This window comes from Paenibacillus sp. FSL F4-0243, from assembly GCF_037963295.1.
In the GTDB taxonomy this organism is placed as follows: domain Bacteria; phylum Bacillota; class Bacilli; order Paenibacillales; family Paenibacillaceae; genus Paenibacillus_AQ.
In genome coordinates, this window is record NZ_CP150151.1 from 4,480,704 (window position 1) to 4,496,511 (window position 15,808).

The 15,808-nt window shown below is 44.3% G+C and carries 12 protein-coding genes and 1 pseudogene; 1 reads left to right on the forward strand and 12 read right to left on the reverse strand.

Features of this window, described 5'->3' with window-relative positions; all coding sequences use genetic code 11:
* Window positions 1-105: 105 nt before the first annotated feature.
* The 5 genes from NSS87_RS19990 to NSS87_RS20010 form a co-directional block, all read right to left on the reverse strand.
* A complete protein-coding gene (locus tag NSS87_RS19990) occupies window positions 106-1,737 on the reverse strand; it encodes an extracellular solute-binding protein (protein ID WP_042189649.1) in 1,632 nt (543 codons plus the stop codon).
* 56 nt (window positions 1,738-1,793) lie between these two features.
* Entirely contained in the window at window positions 1,794-2,675 is an 882-nt protein-coding gene (locus tag NSS87_RS19995; RefSeq protein ID WP_042189651.1) for a carbohydrate ABC transporter permease, read from the reverse strand.
* Between the two features lie 43 nt (window positions 2,676-2,718).
* Window positions 2,719-3,672 carry an ABC transporter permease subunit gene (locus NSS87_RS20000; protein WP_042189653.1) on the reverse strand — a complete coding sequence of 318 codons (954 nt, stop codon included), beginning with the start codon at window positions 3,670-3,672 and terminating at the stop codon, window positions 2,719-2,721.
* A gap of 218 nt (window positions 3,673-3,890) precedes the next feature.
* Window positions 3,891-6,479 carry a metallophosphoesterase gene (locus tag NSS87_RS20005; protein ID WP_339242276.1) on the reverse strand — a complete coding sequence of 863 codons (2,589 nt, stop codon included), beginning with the start codon at window positions 6,477-6,479 and terminating at the stop codon, window positions 3,891-3,893.
* Window positions 6,480-6,568: 89 nt separating this feature from the next.
* Entirely contained in the window at window positions 6,569-7,477 is a 909-nt protein-coding gene (locus NSS87_RS20010) for a chitosanase (protein ID WP_231573302.1), read from the reverse strand.
* Window positions 7,478-7,712: 235 nt separating this feature from the next.
* On the opposite strand from NSS87_RS20010, the gene NSS87_RS20015 reads away from it, so the two are divergent.
* Window positions 7,713-8,552, forward strand: a complete 840-nt coding sequence (locus NSS87_RS20015) for an AraC family transcriptional regulator (protein ID WP_339242279.1) — start codon at window positions 7,713-7,715, stop codon at window positions 8,550-8,552.
* A 21-nt stretch (window positions 8,553-8,573) separates the two neighbouring features.
* Here NSS87_RS20015 and NSS87_RS20020 read toward each other — a convergent pair whose 3' ends face one another.
* The 7 genes and pseudogenes from NSS87_RS20020 to dcuS all read right to left on the reverse strand — a co-directional run bounded on the left by NSS87_RS20020 (window position 8,574) and on the right by dcuS (window position 15,780).
* Entirely contained in the window at window positions 8,574-9,275 is a 702-nt protein-coding gene (locus NSS87_RS20020) for a polysaccharide deacetylase family protein (RefSeq protein ID WP_339248623.1), read from the reverse strand.
* Between the two features lie 27 nt (window positions 9,276-9,302).
* A complete protein-coding gene (locus NSS87_RS20025; protein ID WP_052404503.1) occupies window positions 9,303-9,854 on the reverse strand; it encodes a hypothetical protein in 552 nt (183 codons plus the stop codon).
* 405 nt (window positions 9,855-10,259) lie between these two features.
* A pseudogene (locus NSS87_RS20030) lies at window positions 10,260-10,666 on the reverse strand (MFS transporter); the annotation flags it as partial.
* A gap of 19 nt (window positions 10,667-10,685) precedes the next feature.
* Window positions 10,686-11,876 (reverse strand): NADP-dependent malic enzyme, encoded by a 1,191-nt coding sequence (locus NSS87_RS20035; RefSeq protein ID WP_042189661.1) that lies wholly within the window; start codon window positions 11,874-11,876, stop codon window positions 10,686-10,688.
* 70 nt (window positions 11,877-11,946) lie between these two features.
* Window positions 11,947-13,290 (reverse strand): 2-hydroxycarboxylate transporter family protein, encoded by a 1,344-nt coding sequence (locus tag NSS87_RS20040; RefSeq protein ID WP_339242283.1) that lies wholly within the window; start codon window positions 13,288-13,290, stop codon window positions 11,947-11,949.
* Between the two features lie 178 nt (window positions 13,291-13,468).
* The gene (locus NSS87_RS20045; RefSeq protein WP_042189663.1) at window positions 13,469-14,176 is read right to left on the reverse strand and encodes a response regulator; all 708 of its coding nucleotides are present in this window, start codon (window positions 14,174-14,176) and stop codon (window positions 13,469-13,471) included.
* A complete protein-coding gene (dcuS, locus tag NSS87_RS20050) occupies window positions 14,173-15,780 on the reverse strand; it encodes a DcuS/MalK family sensor histidine kinase (protein ID WP_042189665.1) in 1,608 nt (535 codons plus the stop codon). The genes NSS87_RS20045 and dcuS overlap by 4 nt, the downstream gene beginning before the upstream one ends.
* Window positions 15,781-15,808: the final 28 nt, after the last annotated feature.

A 15,808-nucleotide genomic window follows, 5' to 3' on the forward strand; every position in this document is an offset into this window, starting at 1 on the left:
TGTAGTGGATTTAAGAGTTTTCCTTGCGAAAAGAAGAAGGATGAGCCTGATTCTCGTCACACTCATCCACTTCTTTGATTAACATTATTTTATTGCTAAGCTGACTTATTTAAACTCCGCATACTTAGCGGTCCAAGCAGCCTCCAGTTTTGCCAAACCGGTGTCTTCCGCCTTCTTCACAAACTCATTATAGGTATCTAAAGCGGCACCCTCGTTCTTGGCCATAACCATTTTAGGGTAGTACGCTTTGGAGAGCTCATTGAGCTTATTTTGGATAATCCCTTCTTCAGAAGTGGACAATGGATGAATAAGTCCCAATGCGATATCCGCTTCTTTGTGCGGCTTGACAATGCTCTCCAAGTTCTTTCTGTAATCTGTCTTCTCGGAATCGGTAAGTGCAGCCATTCTGCCATGGATATAGTCATCCGAGAAAGCAAAGTAGGTGGATACCCCTGTTTCCTTCTGATATTTGCTTCCGTCGGTTTCGTATAAGGTCTGGAATTCCGGAGTCCGTCTTGGTACTTGCTTCCCATCGATCTCCTTCATCTCCCAATGAACGCCCTTTACCCCATAAGCATCAAGCTCTCTACCTGTTTGAGAAGTCATAAAAGAGATGAATTTAGCCAGCCGTTCAGGGTCAGCGACTTTCTTGGAGATCAGCGTAGCTGTCCAACCAGAGCCATCTTTGAAATACTTACCATCCGGGAAATACGGTAGAGGCTCCCAGCCCACTTCCGGATTATCCTGAGTTTTGATCGTTTCGTTAAAATCATTCACGATCCCGGAGAATACGATCGTATCCCCTTTTTGTTTCTTAGCTTCTTTAATATCCTGCGCATCTACGAATGATTCAGAGGACATTAATCCATTCGTGTACATTTTATTCATGAACTTTACGAATTCAGTGAATTTCGGATTACGCACACCCGATGTGAGCTTTCCATCCGCGTTTACATCATATACATGGATGCCGAATTGGGTAGCAGGGAACATATAACCTTGAAATTCACCTGCTTTAAAGAAGGTCAGATCTTTGTTGAAAGCCCCGAAATACCAGCCGGTAAGCTTAGGAAACTTTTCCTTTGCTGCTTTCACTGCATTAAAGAATCCGTCAGGCGTTGACATATCTGGTTTTCCGATTGCCTCATAAACATCACTTCTGATAGCGCTTACTCCATCACCTCCGCTAACCGTATTATAATCTGATTGTTGAAGGTCATATGGGGTAACGAGAAACGACGGGAAGAAATATTGCTTTCCATCCTTATAGTTGTAGTATTTAAAGACCTCTGGTTCACTCTGCTCCCTAATCTCAGGCGCATATTGATCAATAAAATCAGAAATCGGCAAAACCATGCCATTCTTGATCATTAAATCGATGGCGGGATCATCCTTGTTGGTTGTAATCAAATCAGGAATGTCACCGGAAGCAACCATCATATTTAGCTTGGTATTATCACCAGAAGTTGCTTTGCTTAATTCAATCTTTACATTGGCCTGCTTTTGAATTTCCTGACCGGAGGGCGAACTTGTCCAATCGACATTGAACCAGTCATAATTATAGAAATGCTTGATAACTAGAGGTTCCTGCGTCAATTCTTCCGAACCCGCAGTTGCTTCTGTACCCGTTGCTGGCTGACTTGAACTCTCCGCATCCTTATTCGATTGACACCCGCTAAAAACAACAGCCATCATTACTGCCATAAAGATTGACACAATCCTTTTTCCCTTACTCATCTTCTTTCCCCCTTTTTTTGTGTGTATATCAAGGCAAGTGACCTAGATATCGAGCATTATCCTTTTACAGAGCCCACCATCATGCCCTGGACAAAATATTTCTGCAGGAATGGATACGCGAGAGCTACCGGAACGACGGACACAACCATAGTTGCATACTTCATGGAATCAATAATGTTAATATTCTGCTTACCGGCTCCGAGATAATTTGCAGCAATCGCGGCTCCTTCCGATTGACTGATGATCTGATAAAGAACCAGTTGCAGGGTGGCCAGGTCTGGTGAATTGGTGTAGTAGGCTGCATCAAACCATGAATTCCATTGCTGTACTCCATAGAACAACGACACGGTGGCCAGAATCGGCGCAGACAACGGAAGGAATATTTTCCAGAAAACACGCCAATCATTTGCACCGTCTATCTTGGCTGATTCCTCTAACGCATCGGGAATGGAGGAAAAAAAGTTAATAAACAAAATGGCATTAAAAAATGAATACAGGGAAGGTATGATATACACCAAGAAGGTATCAATTAATCCAAGTGAGTTGAGCAGCAGATAGGTTGGAATGATTCCACCAAAAAAATACATGGTGATTACACCCGTCCGGATATAGAAGCTTCTAAGGGCCAAGTTTTTTTTAGATAAGGGGTAAGACACGCAAGCAGTAAACAATACGCTTGCAATTGTACCCAAAATCGTTCTCGCCCCTGTAATTAGGAATGAATGAGCTAACTTGCTCTCTGTAAAAACAATCTTGAAATTCTCAAGTGTGAATTTTCTTGGAGATAAATAGATGAAGCCTTTTTCGGCGATGTCATTGGCATCATTCAAGGATATGATGAATGAGTAGTACAATGGATACAACGTTACCAGGGTGACAATCGACATAAGAATAAACAGAACTATGTTGATGACTTTGTCTTCTGTATTTCCCTTCATTTCCTTCGCTCCTGACGGTTCACTTTATACGGGAATTTGCTTGTTAATATAAACTGGTGTTTGTTAAATTACGGCTGACTGCATTTGCTCCACTGAACAGCACAAACGATAACAATGATAAGATTAACCCTGCAGCAATAGCATAAGAGAAGCGACCTTGGGAAAGCCCCATATTTACGATATAGGTTTCCAAAATCATGGAATTGTCATAATTGAGCGAATTCCCAAAGAGTAGAGATTGCTGCAGATTTGATCCGGAGAGTCCTCCGTAAATCATGCTTCCAATACTAAGGATAACTACCATCATAATTGTGGATTTAATGGACGGAATAGTGATGCTAATCATTCTTCTGATGCGACTTGCTCCATCCACCACAGCAGATTCATATTGTTCTACAGGAATCGCAGCAATGGCAGCGAGATATATAATCGCCCACCACCCGGTCTCTTTCCAGGTGTCAATAATTGCCATCCAGATCCAGAAGCCTCCGGGAGAATTCAGATGAGCTTGGGGCTCATTGGTGAAACCAAGCGACATCAGTACATGATTGACAATGCCATCGGTGTTGAGCCACATAATAAACAGTCCTGCAACAACTACCCACGAGATAAAGTGCGGAAGATAACTCGCCGTCTGAACGATTTTTTTCAGGGTCATATTCTTGATTTCGTTAAGCATTAAGGCAAACAAAATCGGCATGATGATGGCAAAAACCGTCTTCGTTAAACTTAACCCGAACATGTTTCTTACCGAATTCCAGAACAACTCATCGTGAAACAGTTCTTTAAAGTGCGCGAAGCCTACAAATGGACTCTTTAGAATTCCCAGAAAAGGATTATAATCAAAAAATGCTGCAAAAAGTCCGACCATAGGGATATAGCAAAAAACAATTAGCCATATAAGACCAGGTAGCACCATAAGTTGAAGATATTTCTGTTGCCTTAGCGAATTTCCGATTCGTGAAAGCTTTATTTTTTTCCCTGCTTCATTTGACATTGTAGCTTCCTCTTCTTTTTCGTTTTGTAAAGCTCGGCCGGCCTACCAACCCTGTTACAAACCTTATTATAAAGGGGATTAAAATTCCGAAACACAGATAAAATATACATAAGGTGCAATATTTATAGGTCTTTGCCCTTGGAAGGAAAAAGACACTAGCGTGAGCTAGTGTCTTTTAACCAGGGTACATTCGGTTAGTAATTTTGTTTTTCGAGGATTCATTGCATTCCTACCTCTGCTGGAAGCGAATTATTTCTTGTCCCCACTGCTTTAATCACGAAATTGTAGGCTTTAGCAGAATCTATGCCGTTTAATGTATAGCTGTAACTCGTCTGACCGCTTACCGTCGGCACATACACGCTCCAATTTGTGCTGACTTTATCATTTTTCTCATAAATCCGGTAACCTCGCACCGGCTCAGGGCTATTTGTTGGTGCTTTCCACGAAAGAACTGCACGGTTCCCTGATTGTCTTACTGCGCTTGGATTTTCGACGATGCCGGGTTTGACGTCAGTCCGCTTGATACTGTAAGCATCATAGACGGCAAGGGGTTTATCTTTAACTGCTGTGTAGGATGTAAATTTCAGCACATCGTTTGTAATGGAAACATCCACGAACATTTTCTTGTTGGGCTGATCGTTTTTTGCTGCAAAAAAAGTGTCTGCGTCTGGATTAATAGCATAGAATTTCGAAGCGGCCGAGTTGCCCATTAGATACACAGTCCCTTTGGGATTCAGCACATTTCCTTGCTCATCGGTAATGACATTCTTAATCGGAACGTTGTTCAGCATTTGAAAAGACCTCATATACATATGGTCATGTCCCTCAAACACCATATCCACACCCAGCTCATCAAATACAGGAATCAGATATTTGCGGTAAAATTCTACCCGGTCGCTTTCTGCCGAAGCATTATCCCCTGAGGAATAAGCTCCCTTATGCATAGAGACGAATTTCCACTTCTTATCGGTCTTTGCCACCTGATTCCGCATCCATTCCAATTGCTTCGTGAACTGAATATCTGCTTTGTACGGCTTGACCTCTCCTTCGTACTGGGAATTGATCTGCATAAACAGTGCATCGCCGTATTCGAAAGCATATACCGACCCGTCATGAGCACCCGTCCCGACATCTTTTGGAAGATTAAAATGGTTATAGAAGTTATTATTCGGATAATCCTCTATCTCATGGTTGCCGATAATCGGTGCAAATGGCACATTGGCAAATTCTTTTTTCGGCACACCCAAGAACCACTGCCACAGCTGCTCCAGATCACCATCATCCGTTAGATCCCCTGTAAGAAGAACAAACTTGGGATCTACCGTTTTCTCAATAGCTCGCTTAAAAGTATCCTGCCACAGATCGAAATTCGATTTACTTGAGCCTTGGGTGTCGGTTACATAGAGGAAATGGAAATCCTGATTATCCGCCTTGTCCGTGGTAAAAGAACCCGCCTCGCTCCAGCCGTCTGCATCACCGTTACCGGCCCGGTAGATATACTTAGTTCCAGGCATAAGACCGCTTGCAATAAGCTTATGGCTGGCGAACTTTTTATACTTCTTGGAACTTCTGTCTCCTGATATCATTAAGGTTTCAATAACTGTTGAGCTGCCCTCATAAGAGGTTGCCAGTTGTTCCGGGAACTCGCTTCCTCCCGCATTGGAGGCCTCCACCACTTGCACTACTGTACCTCTGACAGTTTCGGCTGTATACCAGTCAAAGGCGATACTTGTCTTTGGGTCCCCATTAAAAGTCATGTTCAGCAGAGTTGGTGTTTTGTTGCCGATATCCGGAGACTTCGTCTTAAAGCTCCAGGTAATATCGTTTTCCGGTGTCCGGCCATCCGTAGTCCCCTTAACAAGCTCTTTTGGGATGGTCACTTTATAAGTTTTACCGGCAATAAAATTAGGGTGGCTGACTTTAACCGAGTCTTGACCGAGGAGCGAAGTAGAGATGTTGTTAAGAGGAACATTGTTTTCTGTGATTACAACTTGATAGCCACTATCGAGACTGATGACTTTATTAAACTTCACAGTGATCTCTGCATTAAGGGAAACATCTGCAGCCCCTGAAGCGGGAGTTTTGCTTACCTCAAGTGTGGGAGTGTCTCCTGGTTCGCCGCTGCTGCGTGTTCCTTTAATTACCACATCTTTGATTCTGCTTGAGCCTGAGCTGGATACCGTTCCCCCACTTACGCTTTTCGTAGAGTTAACCACCCAACGGATATAGAGTACATCTTGATTGTTTGTTCCCGCAGGCAAAACGAGGTTCGTTAATTTGCAGGAATTATTGGAACAATTAAAATTGTTCTGGGCTAGAACAAGGTTGCCGCCCGCAACATCTGTCCATTCCTGCTGATCTATACTGTATTGCACCTTAAAATCCCTAGGTCCTGTACTTGAAGAAGTTTGCTGTGAAGAGAGGAGGATACCTTCGAAGCCTTGGGTAGAAAGCGTAGCAAGCCAGTATTTAGTGCCCGTTCCTTCATGCCAGCCTTGGTTGCGTACGCTGTTCTCACTGGGCTCATAGGTGTATGCATCCGTATTTGTTCCTATATCACGAATGGATGAAGCCGTTTGATATACTCCGCCTGTAGCCGGAAATACTCCGTTCTCGCCTTTGTCTTTAAAAATCCACTGGGCAATCGTTTCCTGAGCTGCAGTTACTTCGCTTGCAAGATCTTCCTCATTTCCCTCCCTTCCTGCTGAAACAAAACCGGTCAACTCCATGGCAAGCAGCAAACCTATAACCATTAGACTGATTACCTTGGGAAATCTGTTTTTGAGATAAGATTGGTGGTTATCCATTCGACCCATCTCCCTCTTCATTAATCTCACTTATCATCGAACCGCCGTCTCCAAGAAGAACGGCGGTTTTGTCTACTCTCACATTCCTGTTATTGGAGTTCCCAGTCGGTGACTTGAAGGACTGCCGAATCTGCACCCTTCAGGTCTGTCTCTCCCATGTTGAGCAAATTGCTCCACTGCTTCACACGGTTCTTGCCGTTAGGCGGAGAGTTGTACTCATTAGTATCCACAATCTTGGTCCGTTCTTTATAGAATTTGGTCATGAAAGTCTTCTCATCGGTGCTGCTTCCTGATTTACCCAAAAGTCCTTGAAGAGTCTCGGAGCCGCCGGTTGCTCCATGGTTCAGCGCAGCATCCACGAAGGAACCAATAGTTAATGCCGAGTTAAAGCCGCGATTTCGGGCCTGCTCCACACTGTATTTAATGTAGATATTGTAGAACGTTTTCCACATAGCCTCTCTCCACTCGGGATCATTTTGCAAATTGCCAATTTTTCTGCAGAAGCTCTCTTCGCTTTCATTGATTTCGAGGATCTTCCCTTTCATCGCACCCTTGACACCTATCCGGGCCAATGCGCCTTTAACCGAAGGATTACTCGCGCCTTTGGCAGCATCATATGCCTTGAACAGATCCGGACCGTCGGGACCGGTATCATTTGAGCCACCTGTAGTCGCACCGAATATTCCAATCGTATACCCGCGGTCATCATCAATATCTTCACAATATCCGTAAAAATTGATCCAGTTCAGATCGTCCTGCTCCGGTTTGTTGACAAGCATCATAATATTGTTCCACTGCTCACCATCCAGACCTGTGTTGTCGCGCAAGAATTGAAGTGTTGCCGGTGAGAAATTAGAATCAGGGTTCCCTGCCGCATAACTTTTCTGTTGAGATGCACTGGACAGATAGCCATAAGAAAAAATCATTGAAAAACTGAGCAGGATCAACAATGAAAATTTCATCTTCTTGGAAACCTTACTATTCGTTGAATTAAGCACCGCAATCTCTCCTTTGATTAAATAGTTTAAGCGCTTTAACTTTTAATGGCAGCGAACCTTATCCCCAACCTAGCTGAGCATGACAGCCCCCCTTTTTCCAACACTTGGTAATTCAATTTAAGCTTATCTCAAAAAGTTTGTCCAAACAGCACGTATTTTCTTGTAATTATTAATTTTTATACATATATTGCTATAACCCCTAGATTAAGTCTACAATCCTCTTAGGAGGTGCTGAATGAAACCGGTATTTTATGAGTCTACTCTTTTTGAGATCAGCCGCAAGAAACAGGTATACACCAGCATGCCTTCAAGACACTATCATGATGCATATGAGATTCTGTATTTAATATCCGGGGATTTTTATTATTTTATAGGGGACAGAACCTACCAGGTTGCGGGCGGTACGTTGCTATTTATGGATATTCACGAAATGCACAAACTGGTTAATTCCGGCTGCAATATGTATGAACGGGTTACACTACTGTTTAAAAAAGAATTCCTGCAGCATTTTTGTATCGGTGGTCAAAGTGAGGAACTGTTCGAATTGTTCAAAAGTGATTACCGCGCTTTGAAGATGACCGGTATAGATCAGTATTTCATCGAACAGCTTTTTCAGAAGATGATTCAGGAGGGGAAGAAGCAAGCCCGCGGATATGAACAGTACCAACAACTATTATTGGTGGAGTTGCTCCTCTATCTTAATCGTAAACTATTCGACAGCCGTGTTGCTCCAATGGTGGAATCCAATCGTACACACAAGAAAGTCCTGGACATCGTTAATTATGTAAATCAACATTATATGGAACCGCTTAAGCTCTGTGAGATTTCACAGAAATTCGACATAAGCTCTTCCTACTTATGCCGAACTTTTAAAGAAGCCACCGGGTTCAGCTTCATTGAATATATCAATAACATCCGCATTAAAGAAGCGCGTGATTTGCTGGTTGGCTCTTCTTTTAATGTTACTGAAATTGCGGGAATGGTTGGGTTTGATAACACCTCCCATTTTGGACGAACCTTCAAATTATTGATGGGCATCTCGCCGCTCTGCTTCCGCAAACAATTTAAGTCTTAACAGCAAAAACACTGGAATACATCAAGACATTTCGTCAAGACGAACAAATTGCAGGTTTCTTGCCTGCAGTTGGTTTAGCACTTCCTCTAAAGCTTGCAGCATAAAATAAGGAGCATGCCGGTCCGCGCCCACAGTCTCACCACTGTCGTGAAGTAGGACAACGGAGCCATCGGTGATTCCACCTAACAGAGTGGCCTGCATCCGGGTTTGACAGACCCGGGTGTTCCAGTCGCCTGCCTTCAGCGACCATAGAACAATTCGATACTGTTTGTATCGAAAGAAATCAAATAGATTGATTAATCCCCAGGGTGGACGGTAATGATTGGGTCGGGTTCCGACTATAGACTCTATAATATCAGCAGAGCGGTCCAGATGTTCTCGCCTAATCGTACGGGGCAGCATCAGCCAGTTAGAGGTATGACAATAATTATGGATGCCAATCTGATGGCCTTCCCGATCCATTCTTCTGATCAGGTCTGGATACTGCTCCGCTCTAGATCCTAGCACGAAAAAAGTAGCCTTCACTTCATGCAACTTCAATAAATCCAGCAATATCGGCGTATATTTCGGATGTGGCCCATCGTCAAAAGTGAATGCCACCTGTTTTTTTACCGTTCCTTTGCGAAAGACACCAAAGCCGCTCACTCGCGTAATCAAACTCGGAATAAACATGTAAAGAGTGGCGGTACATAGTATCCCTCCTATTAAATATGTAAGAATAATTACACCTCCATATAACAAGCTTAAGACTTATCCAGAGTAGTTCTGTCCGGGTGAGAACCGACTCTTCAGTGAGGCCCGTGAATGAATCAGTAGCATCGGGACCAGTTGTTCGGTTCGCCGACTGATTCTTTGTCTCCCTTCCGGATGCATGGCAGACAGCAGCAATCGAAGATAAATGGTGGTGATGCGTTCAAAAACACCGGACTTTATATTTTGTTGTTCAAAACCAAGACCGTGTGTTAATCCCCGATGGAGCAGTGTAATCCCCAATAAAGCCTTGACCTGCCTGAACTCGGACTGCGATTCGAAGGCTTCATTGATTTGCTGCATTGATTTACGCAGCATGCGAGCCGTTTGGAGTGCAGCACGATCCGATCCTTCGGACTGGATCAACTTCAGGATGCTTCCATTATCGAGGTGGAGCTCTCCCACCCACTCCCCCTGGTTGATGACCGTGGCGTCCTGGCATACAATTGGCTGTCCCCGGTGTTTTTTTAGCATCACGGTACATATACCAAAACTCGACTTATGCGATCCGCGAAAATGTGAAAGCAACGCAAAAGCTTTTTCCCACATCATCCAGACGGATTGCACTGTGGTTTTACGTATTTTGAAACCCAACTCATCCACCATCCTTAATACGGTTATAGTCTCTCATTTCATACATTGTACATAACGGAACTTTCTTTTTTCTTATCCGATTCTTACAAAAATCTTAAGACTGTTCGACTGCAACAAGGAACATAATGAATCACATTTAATCTTTTTTAACATCTACTTCTATTTGACGTTATTCACCGGGAATTCTCTGCGCGTATATCAAATTTTTATACAACTATTTTCATTAGGACATAAGCTTCTCCAGACCACATTGCGGGTCCCATGTGACTTCAAAGTAAAAAGGTAACTTCAAATGAAGTTACCTTGAATAAACAATCGTTATGATGTCATTTCATCGTTTTTTGTTTATTGATCACAAATTTACTAGCTGTTTAACTCCCCTGCTTCCTCATGATGAATAAGACATGCTACTATCAACCCAATGCACAGAATACATTCCAATAGAAGAAATGTAATTAAATAACTTGCATGATTCATCAATTGAAGCGAGATAATCGGACCAAAGCTTGTGCCTGTAAACAATATAAAAGTATATACAGATACAGCTATCCCGCGCATCTTGCCGCCCACTTGCCCAACAAGCGAAACAAGTGAAGGAACGGCTAGTGCGATCCCCCCACAAAAAGGATGCTCATCACAATAAGCAGCGGCAGATTAGAAATCATCCCCATAGACGCCAAACCAATGATCGCTAGCAGCAATCCACCGCGAAGCGTTATACCTACGCCGACATGCTTGGATATTCTTCCAGCCAATGGAGAAACAAGCATAAGGCAGAGTTACCTAACATCATGTATTATTGCTTTCCATTAACGTACCTATTCTTGCCACACCACTCTTGAGCGCCGCTCGAATAACCGCTTCCCGGATACGTTCCACTACCCGTGGATCAAACGCATTCGGCATAATATAAGTTTCATGAAGATCACTGGCGTCAATTACTGAAGATATCGCCTCTGCAGCAGCCAGTTTCATATCTTCATTGATTTCAGTGGCGCCACAGTCAAGGGCTCCACGAAAAATACCGGGAAAACAGAGAACATTATTGATTTGGTTAGGAAAATCGGAGCGCCCTGTCGCCATAACCTTGACGTAAGGCGCGGCAATTTCAGGATCAATCTCCGGAGTAGGATTGGCCATGGCAAATACAATCGGATCAGCAGCCATTCTTTTTACATCACCTAGCTTTAAGGCACCAGGGGCGGATAGTCCGATAAATACATCGGCACCCTGAATAACTTCAGATAAGGAACCTATCTCCAGATGTGGATTTGTAATTAGTGCAAACTCGCTCCAATGCGATTTATCGTAATGGACAGCACGGTTAATTGCGCCCTGGCGGTCCACACCGATCAAATTTACAGCACCGGCATGCAGGAGCATCTTGGATACGGCGATACCGGCAGCTCCAATACCGTTCACCACTATCTTTACATTCTTAATGTCCTTGTTGCATACTCTTAACGCATTCAAAATTCCAGCCAGTACCACAATCGCCGTTCCATGCTGATCGTCGTGGAAGACTGGAATATCGAGCTCCTGCTTCAGTCTCGCTTCAATTTCAAAGCAACGAGGCGAAGAAATATCTTCGAGATTAATGCCTCCGAAGGTAGGGGCAATTGCTTTGACAATCGCGATAATTTCTTCGGTATCTTTTGTATCCAGACAGATTGGGAAAGCGTCCACATCTGCAAACTGTTTGAACAACGCTGCTTTGCCTTCCATGACCGGCATGGCTGCTTTGGGACCGATATCGCCAAGTCCGAGTACAGCTGTTCCATCACTAACGACAGCCACCGAATTTTTCTTAATCGTATATTCGTATGCTTTATCTTGGTCTGCGGCGATAGCCTGACACACTTTAGCTACTCCGGGTGTATATACCTTGGATAAATCCTCCATGCTTCGAATAGGGTTCTTCAAGCCGGTCTCCAGCTTGCCGCCAACATGCATCTTCATTACTTCATCCATTATTTTCATTACTGTTCCTCCTGTTAATTGCAATATATTTTTCTCTATAAGCTTTCTGGATGTATGCTTGACATCCTAATCAGCTCCAAAACCGCAATAGAATAGTTGCCACAATAACAGTGCTGACGCCACCGATCCGGGTGGAGATCTGGGCAAATGGCATGAGCTGCATACGATTGGAGGCAGAGAGAATGGCTACATCTCCGGTTCCACCCAAGCCGCTATGGCAAACGGTTACAATTGCCGCATCGACAGGGTACATATTGATTTTTCTTCCCACAAAATAGCCGGAAACCACCATGCTGAAGACGATGGCGAGGCAGGTCAGCACATAAGGTAGAGAGATAATGGCAGCTACATCCTTCAGAGGAACGTATAGCATGCCCAAACCTACCATGAGCGGCCATGTCAAGTTACCAGCAACGAACTTATACAACTGGTAAGCCCCATTTTCGAATCTTTCGGGAAGCGCCTTGACACATTTGATCAGTACGGCCATCAGAATCATGACAATCGGTCCGGGTATCCCTACATAATCTGCAAGCAATGCCCCAACAATGAAGAAACTGCATGCGATCAGAAGTCCCGCACCCATCATCATGAAATCTTTGGGTTTGCTATCCGGATTGTCATGCTGTAGATCGTCACCGGATTTGACTAATGTACCGTTACCGCTTAGATGGGGCTTTTTCTCGCCCAGACGTTTCAGGAAGCCCGCCACAATGATGGCGAATACGTTGCCGATAATTGCCGACGGGATCATCTGCGATACGTAATAACCCGCTTCGTGTCCACCCAGAATGCTTGAGTATGCAATCGAGAGAGGAAGAATGCCTTCACCGATTCCACCGCCAAGGATCGGTACGATAATAAAGAAGAAAGTATGATACATGCTATAACCTGTGAGCATTCCTACCAGTAGTCCGCCGAGAACCGCTGCAATCGTCCCGACGATCAGCGGGATGAAGATCCGCGTAATACCCGCTACCAATGTTTTGCGGTGCATGCCGAGCATACTGCCACTCACCAGGATGGAGATGTACAAGTACAGGAAGTTTGCCTCTTTCATCAATGTAGTGACAGCGTCTGTCACAGTAGAGTTGAACAAATTCAAGTAAATCAGCAGGGATGGGATCATAAGGGCCATGATTGCGGGGCCGCCTATATTTTTCAACAAGGGAAGTTTCATACCGATATCACTCAGCAGAATACCCAGAACCATAATGACAGCGAACCCTCCAATCATGTCATTCGGTAGCTTCCCGGCCACACTTGCAAGAAGAATGACCACTGCCAGAGCTAGATACACAGGGAGCGGAAAGACACCGACCTTAAATTGCTTACATTTTTGAATGAAGGCAGCCTTTTCTGGCAGGGGACCTTCCTTTCCTTTGGAAACAGGTGATGGAATCGTATTTTGCATTTTTCATTTCCTCCTAAACTCTTTTCTAGCCTTATAGTAGCGGAAATGAAAGCGCTTTTGTTTTTACGTAATTATTGATTGAATTATAAAAATTATTAAAGTAAGCGCTATCAAAAATAAGCAATCAAAAACCGCCGATTCCTTATAAAACTCGGAACCGGCGGCCCACTCCAAAAGGCTATATGAATTTAGAAATCACAGAACTACCGCGGGAAGACATGCGATATCGCTGTACAGGCCTTCCAATGGTGCCATAGGTCAATTCACTGTTCAGCGCTCCCATATCCGCGAGGACGGCAAGATATTTCCCGACCGAAACCCGCGAAATTCCGGAACTAACTGCAATCTCTTCAGTGCTAAAGGAATTTGCATTATGGGTCTCCACCGCTTTCCAGACCGTCCGAAGTGTATGCCGGGTAAAGCCCTTAGATAAATCCTGAACGACCGAGGGCTCTTTCCTATACCCGGTTAGCTTATCTAGTTCAGACTGATCCAGGGAATCCTGATTACGGAACAGGAAATGCTGCTCCTTGTAGGCGGAAAGGGCTGCGAGAAACCGTTCAAACTCAAACGGTTTGATAAGGTAATCGACTGCACCGTTCTGAAGCGCGTCTCGGATACTGTCCTTATCGCTCGCAGCCGAAATGATAATCACATCTATTCGTTTGCTGCCTCGACGGAGAGCGGACAGCAGCTCCAATCCATTGCTCTCTTTCATGTAAATATCCAGCAGAATCAGCTCGAAAGACTCATCTGCCAATTTGATCAGAGCTTCACCCACTGATTTTGCCCAGCCTTTACACTGAAAACCTTCCACTTGCTCCAGATAGAATTTATTCATCTCGGCTACCATCGGATCATCTTCTACAATCAATACACTAATCATTGACCATCACTCTTTGCTCGATAGGGTAAACTAACCGTAAATCGGGTCCCTTCTCCCTTTCCTGTTTCACAAACAATCTTACCTCCCATAGCTTTAAGGCTCCGCTCAACCAGATACAAGCCTATGCCTCGGTCATGTCCTTTTGTCGAATACCCCTGTTGAAAAATATACGGCAATTTCTCATCTGGGATACCGCTTCCATTATCGCTAACCGTAACTATCAGCGTCTTATCCTGATATTGAAAGCTGAAATGAATATATTTGCTGCCTCTACCTTCCGGCGCTTCCATTGCATTATCCAAAAGATTACCGACTATCGTAATGAGTTGGCAGGAGCGTTCCGGATCGCTAGGCTCCGGCAGAACCCCATCCTCCAGAAGCACCAGTCGAACTCCGGCTTCTCTGGCCCGGCTCAGCTTACCCAATAGAAATCCCGCCATCACAGGGTCCTTCACTTGTCTCACCACCGTTCCCATCTCTGCCTGTGTTGTTGTGACAGTACTTGTTATATACGCCTCCAACCGATCATACCTTTTCATATGTGTTAATCCTAATATTACATGCAGCTTGTTCATAAACTCATGCGCCTGGGCACGCAATGCCTCAGCATATAAGGAGATGCCAGATAACCTTTCCATAAGTATGCTGATCTCCGTCTTATCACGGAATGTGGCAATTGCACCTTCTACAGCTCCCTTTACATGAATGGGAACCACGTTTGCCAGTAACGTAACACCGCTATGCTCCACCTCCAAGTCCTGGCTGGCTTCACCGGTTTTGAGCACTGTATTCATCCGCAGTGATGGCCAAAAGCTCTCTACCGACTGGTTCAAGGGATCATCCTGCATGCCAATGGCTGCAAGCAAACGCCTGGCTTCTGTATTAATCAAAGTAATACGTGACTCTTTATCAACGGCAATGACTCCCTCCCTAACTGACTGTAGCATGGAGTTACGCTCTTCCAAAAGCTTAGCAATAGCGGCCGGTTCCATGCCAAACATCATTTTTTTGATAACACGTGCCAGCAGAAATGCTCCCGCAGCCCCTATTAGACTGCCTATAAGCAATCCCCAATAAAGGATTCCCACGTTCTCTCTTATGGCAAGTCTGATGTTTCCCAGTGATATCCCTACTGCCACCGCTCCTAATTGTTTCCCACTTGCAGAGAAGACAGGTGAAAACGCTCTTACAGATGGGCCCAAAGAACCCTCGGCTTCCGAAATGCTTTCCTGCCCCTGCAAGACTGCGGCTTCGTCGCCACCGATAAAATGCTTACCAATTTTGTCCTTGTCCGGATGGGAATATCGGATCGCATTCATATCCATGACCACAACAAATTCCACATTGTTCAACAATCGGATTTCCTCAGTGTAGCTTTGCAATTCAGACGAGCTGCGTGATTTGTTTAACGCTTCAATAATTAGAGGGTTACGCGATAACGTACGGGAAATGATCACAGCCTTTTGTTCCAACGAGGATTTTGTTTGTGAGGAAACCTTTATACTAAATAGCACATAGACCACTAGCAGCATTATGATAAGAACTGCACCAATCATCAAAGTAATTGTTGTTTGCAGCCGAAGTGTATGTTTGCCAATTTTCATCAGCTGTCCCTCCGGAAATTTTTCTTCA

Bases quoted from the DNA above. Each gene is read 5' to 3' on its own strand.
- NSS87_RS20000 (WP_042189653.1), bottom strand. From the start codon at position 3,672: ATGTCAAATGAAGCAGGGAAAAAAATAAAGCTTTCACGAATCGGAAAT.
- NSS87_RS20035 (WP_042189661.1), bottom strand. From the start codon at position 11,876: ATGAAAATAATGGATGAAGTAATGAAGATGCATGTTGGCGGCAAGCTG.
- NSS87_RS19990 (WP_042189649.1), bottom strand. From the start codon at position 1,737: ATGAGTAAGGGAAAAAGGATTGTGTCAATCTTTATGGCAGTAATGATG.
- NSS87_RS20015 (WP_339242279.1), top strand. From the start codon at position 7,713: ATGAAACCGGTATTTTATGAGTCTACTCTTTTTGAGATCAGCCGCAAG.
- NSS87_RS20005 (WP_339242276.1), bottom strand. From the start codon at position 6,479: ATGGATAACCACCAATCTTATCTCAAAAACAGATTTCCCAAGGTAATC.
- NSS87_RS20040 (WP_339242283.1), bottom strand. From the start codon at position 13,290: ATGCAAAATACGATTCCATCACCTGTTTCCAAAGGAAAGGAAGGTCCC.
- NSS87_RS20025 (WP_052404503.1), bottom strand. From the start codon at position 9,854: ATGATGTGGGAAAAAGCTTTTGCGTTGCTTTCACATTTTCGCGGATCG.
- NSS87_RS20045 (WP_042189663.1), bottom strand. From the start codon at position 14,176: ATGATTAGTGTATTGATTGTAGAAGATGATCCGATGGTAGCCGAGATG.
- dcuS (WP_042189665.1), bottom strand. From the start codon at position 15,780: ATGAAAATTGGCAAACATACACTTCGGCTGCAAACAACAATTACTTTG.
- NSS87_RS19995 (WP_042189651.1), bottom strand. From the start codon at position 2,675: ATGAAGGGAAATACAGAAGACAAAGTCATCAACATAGTTCTGTTTATT.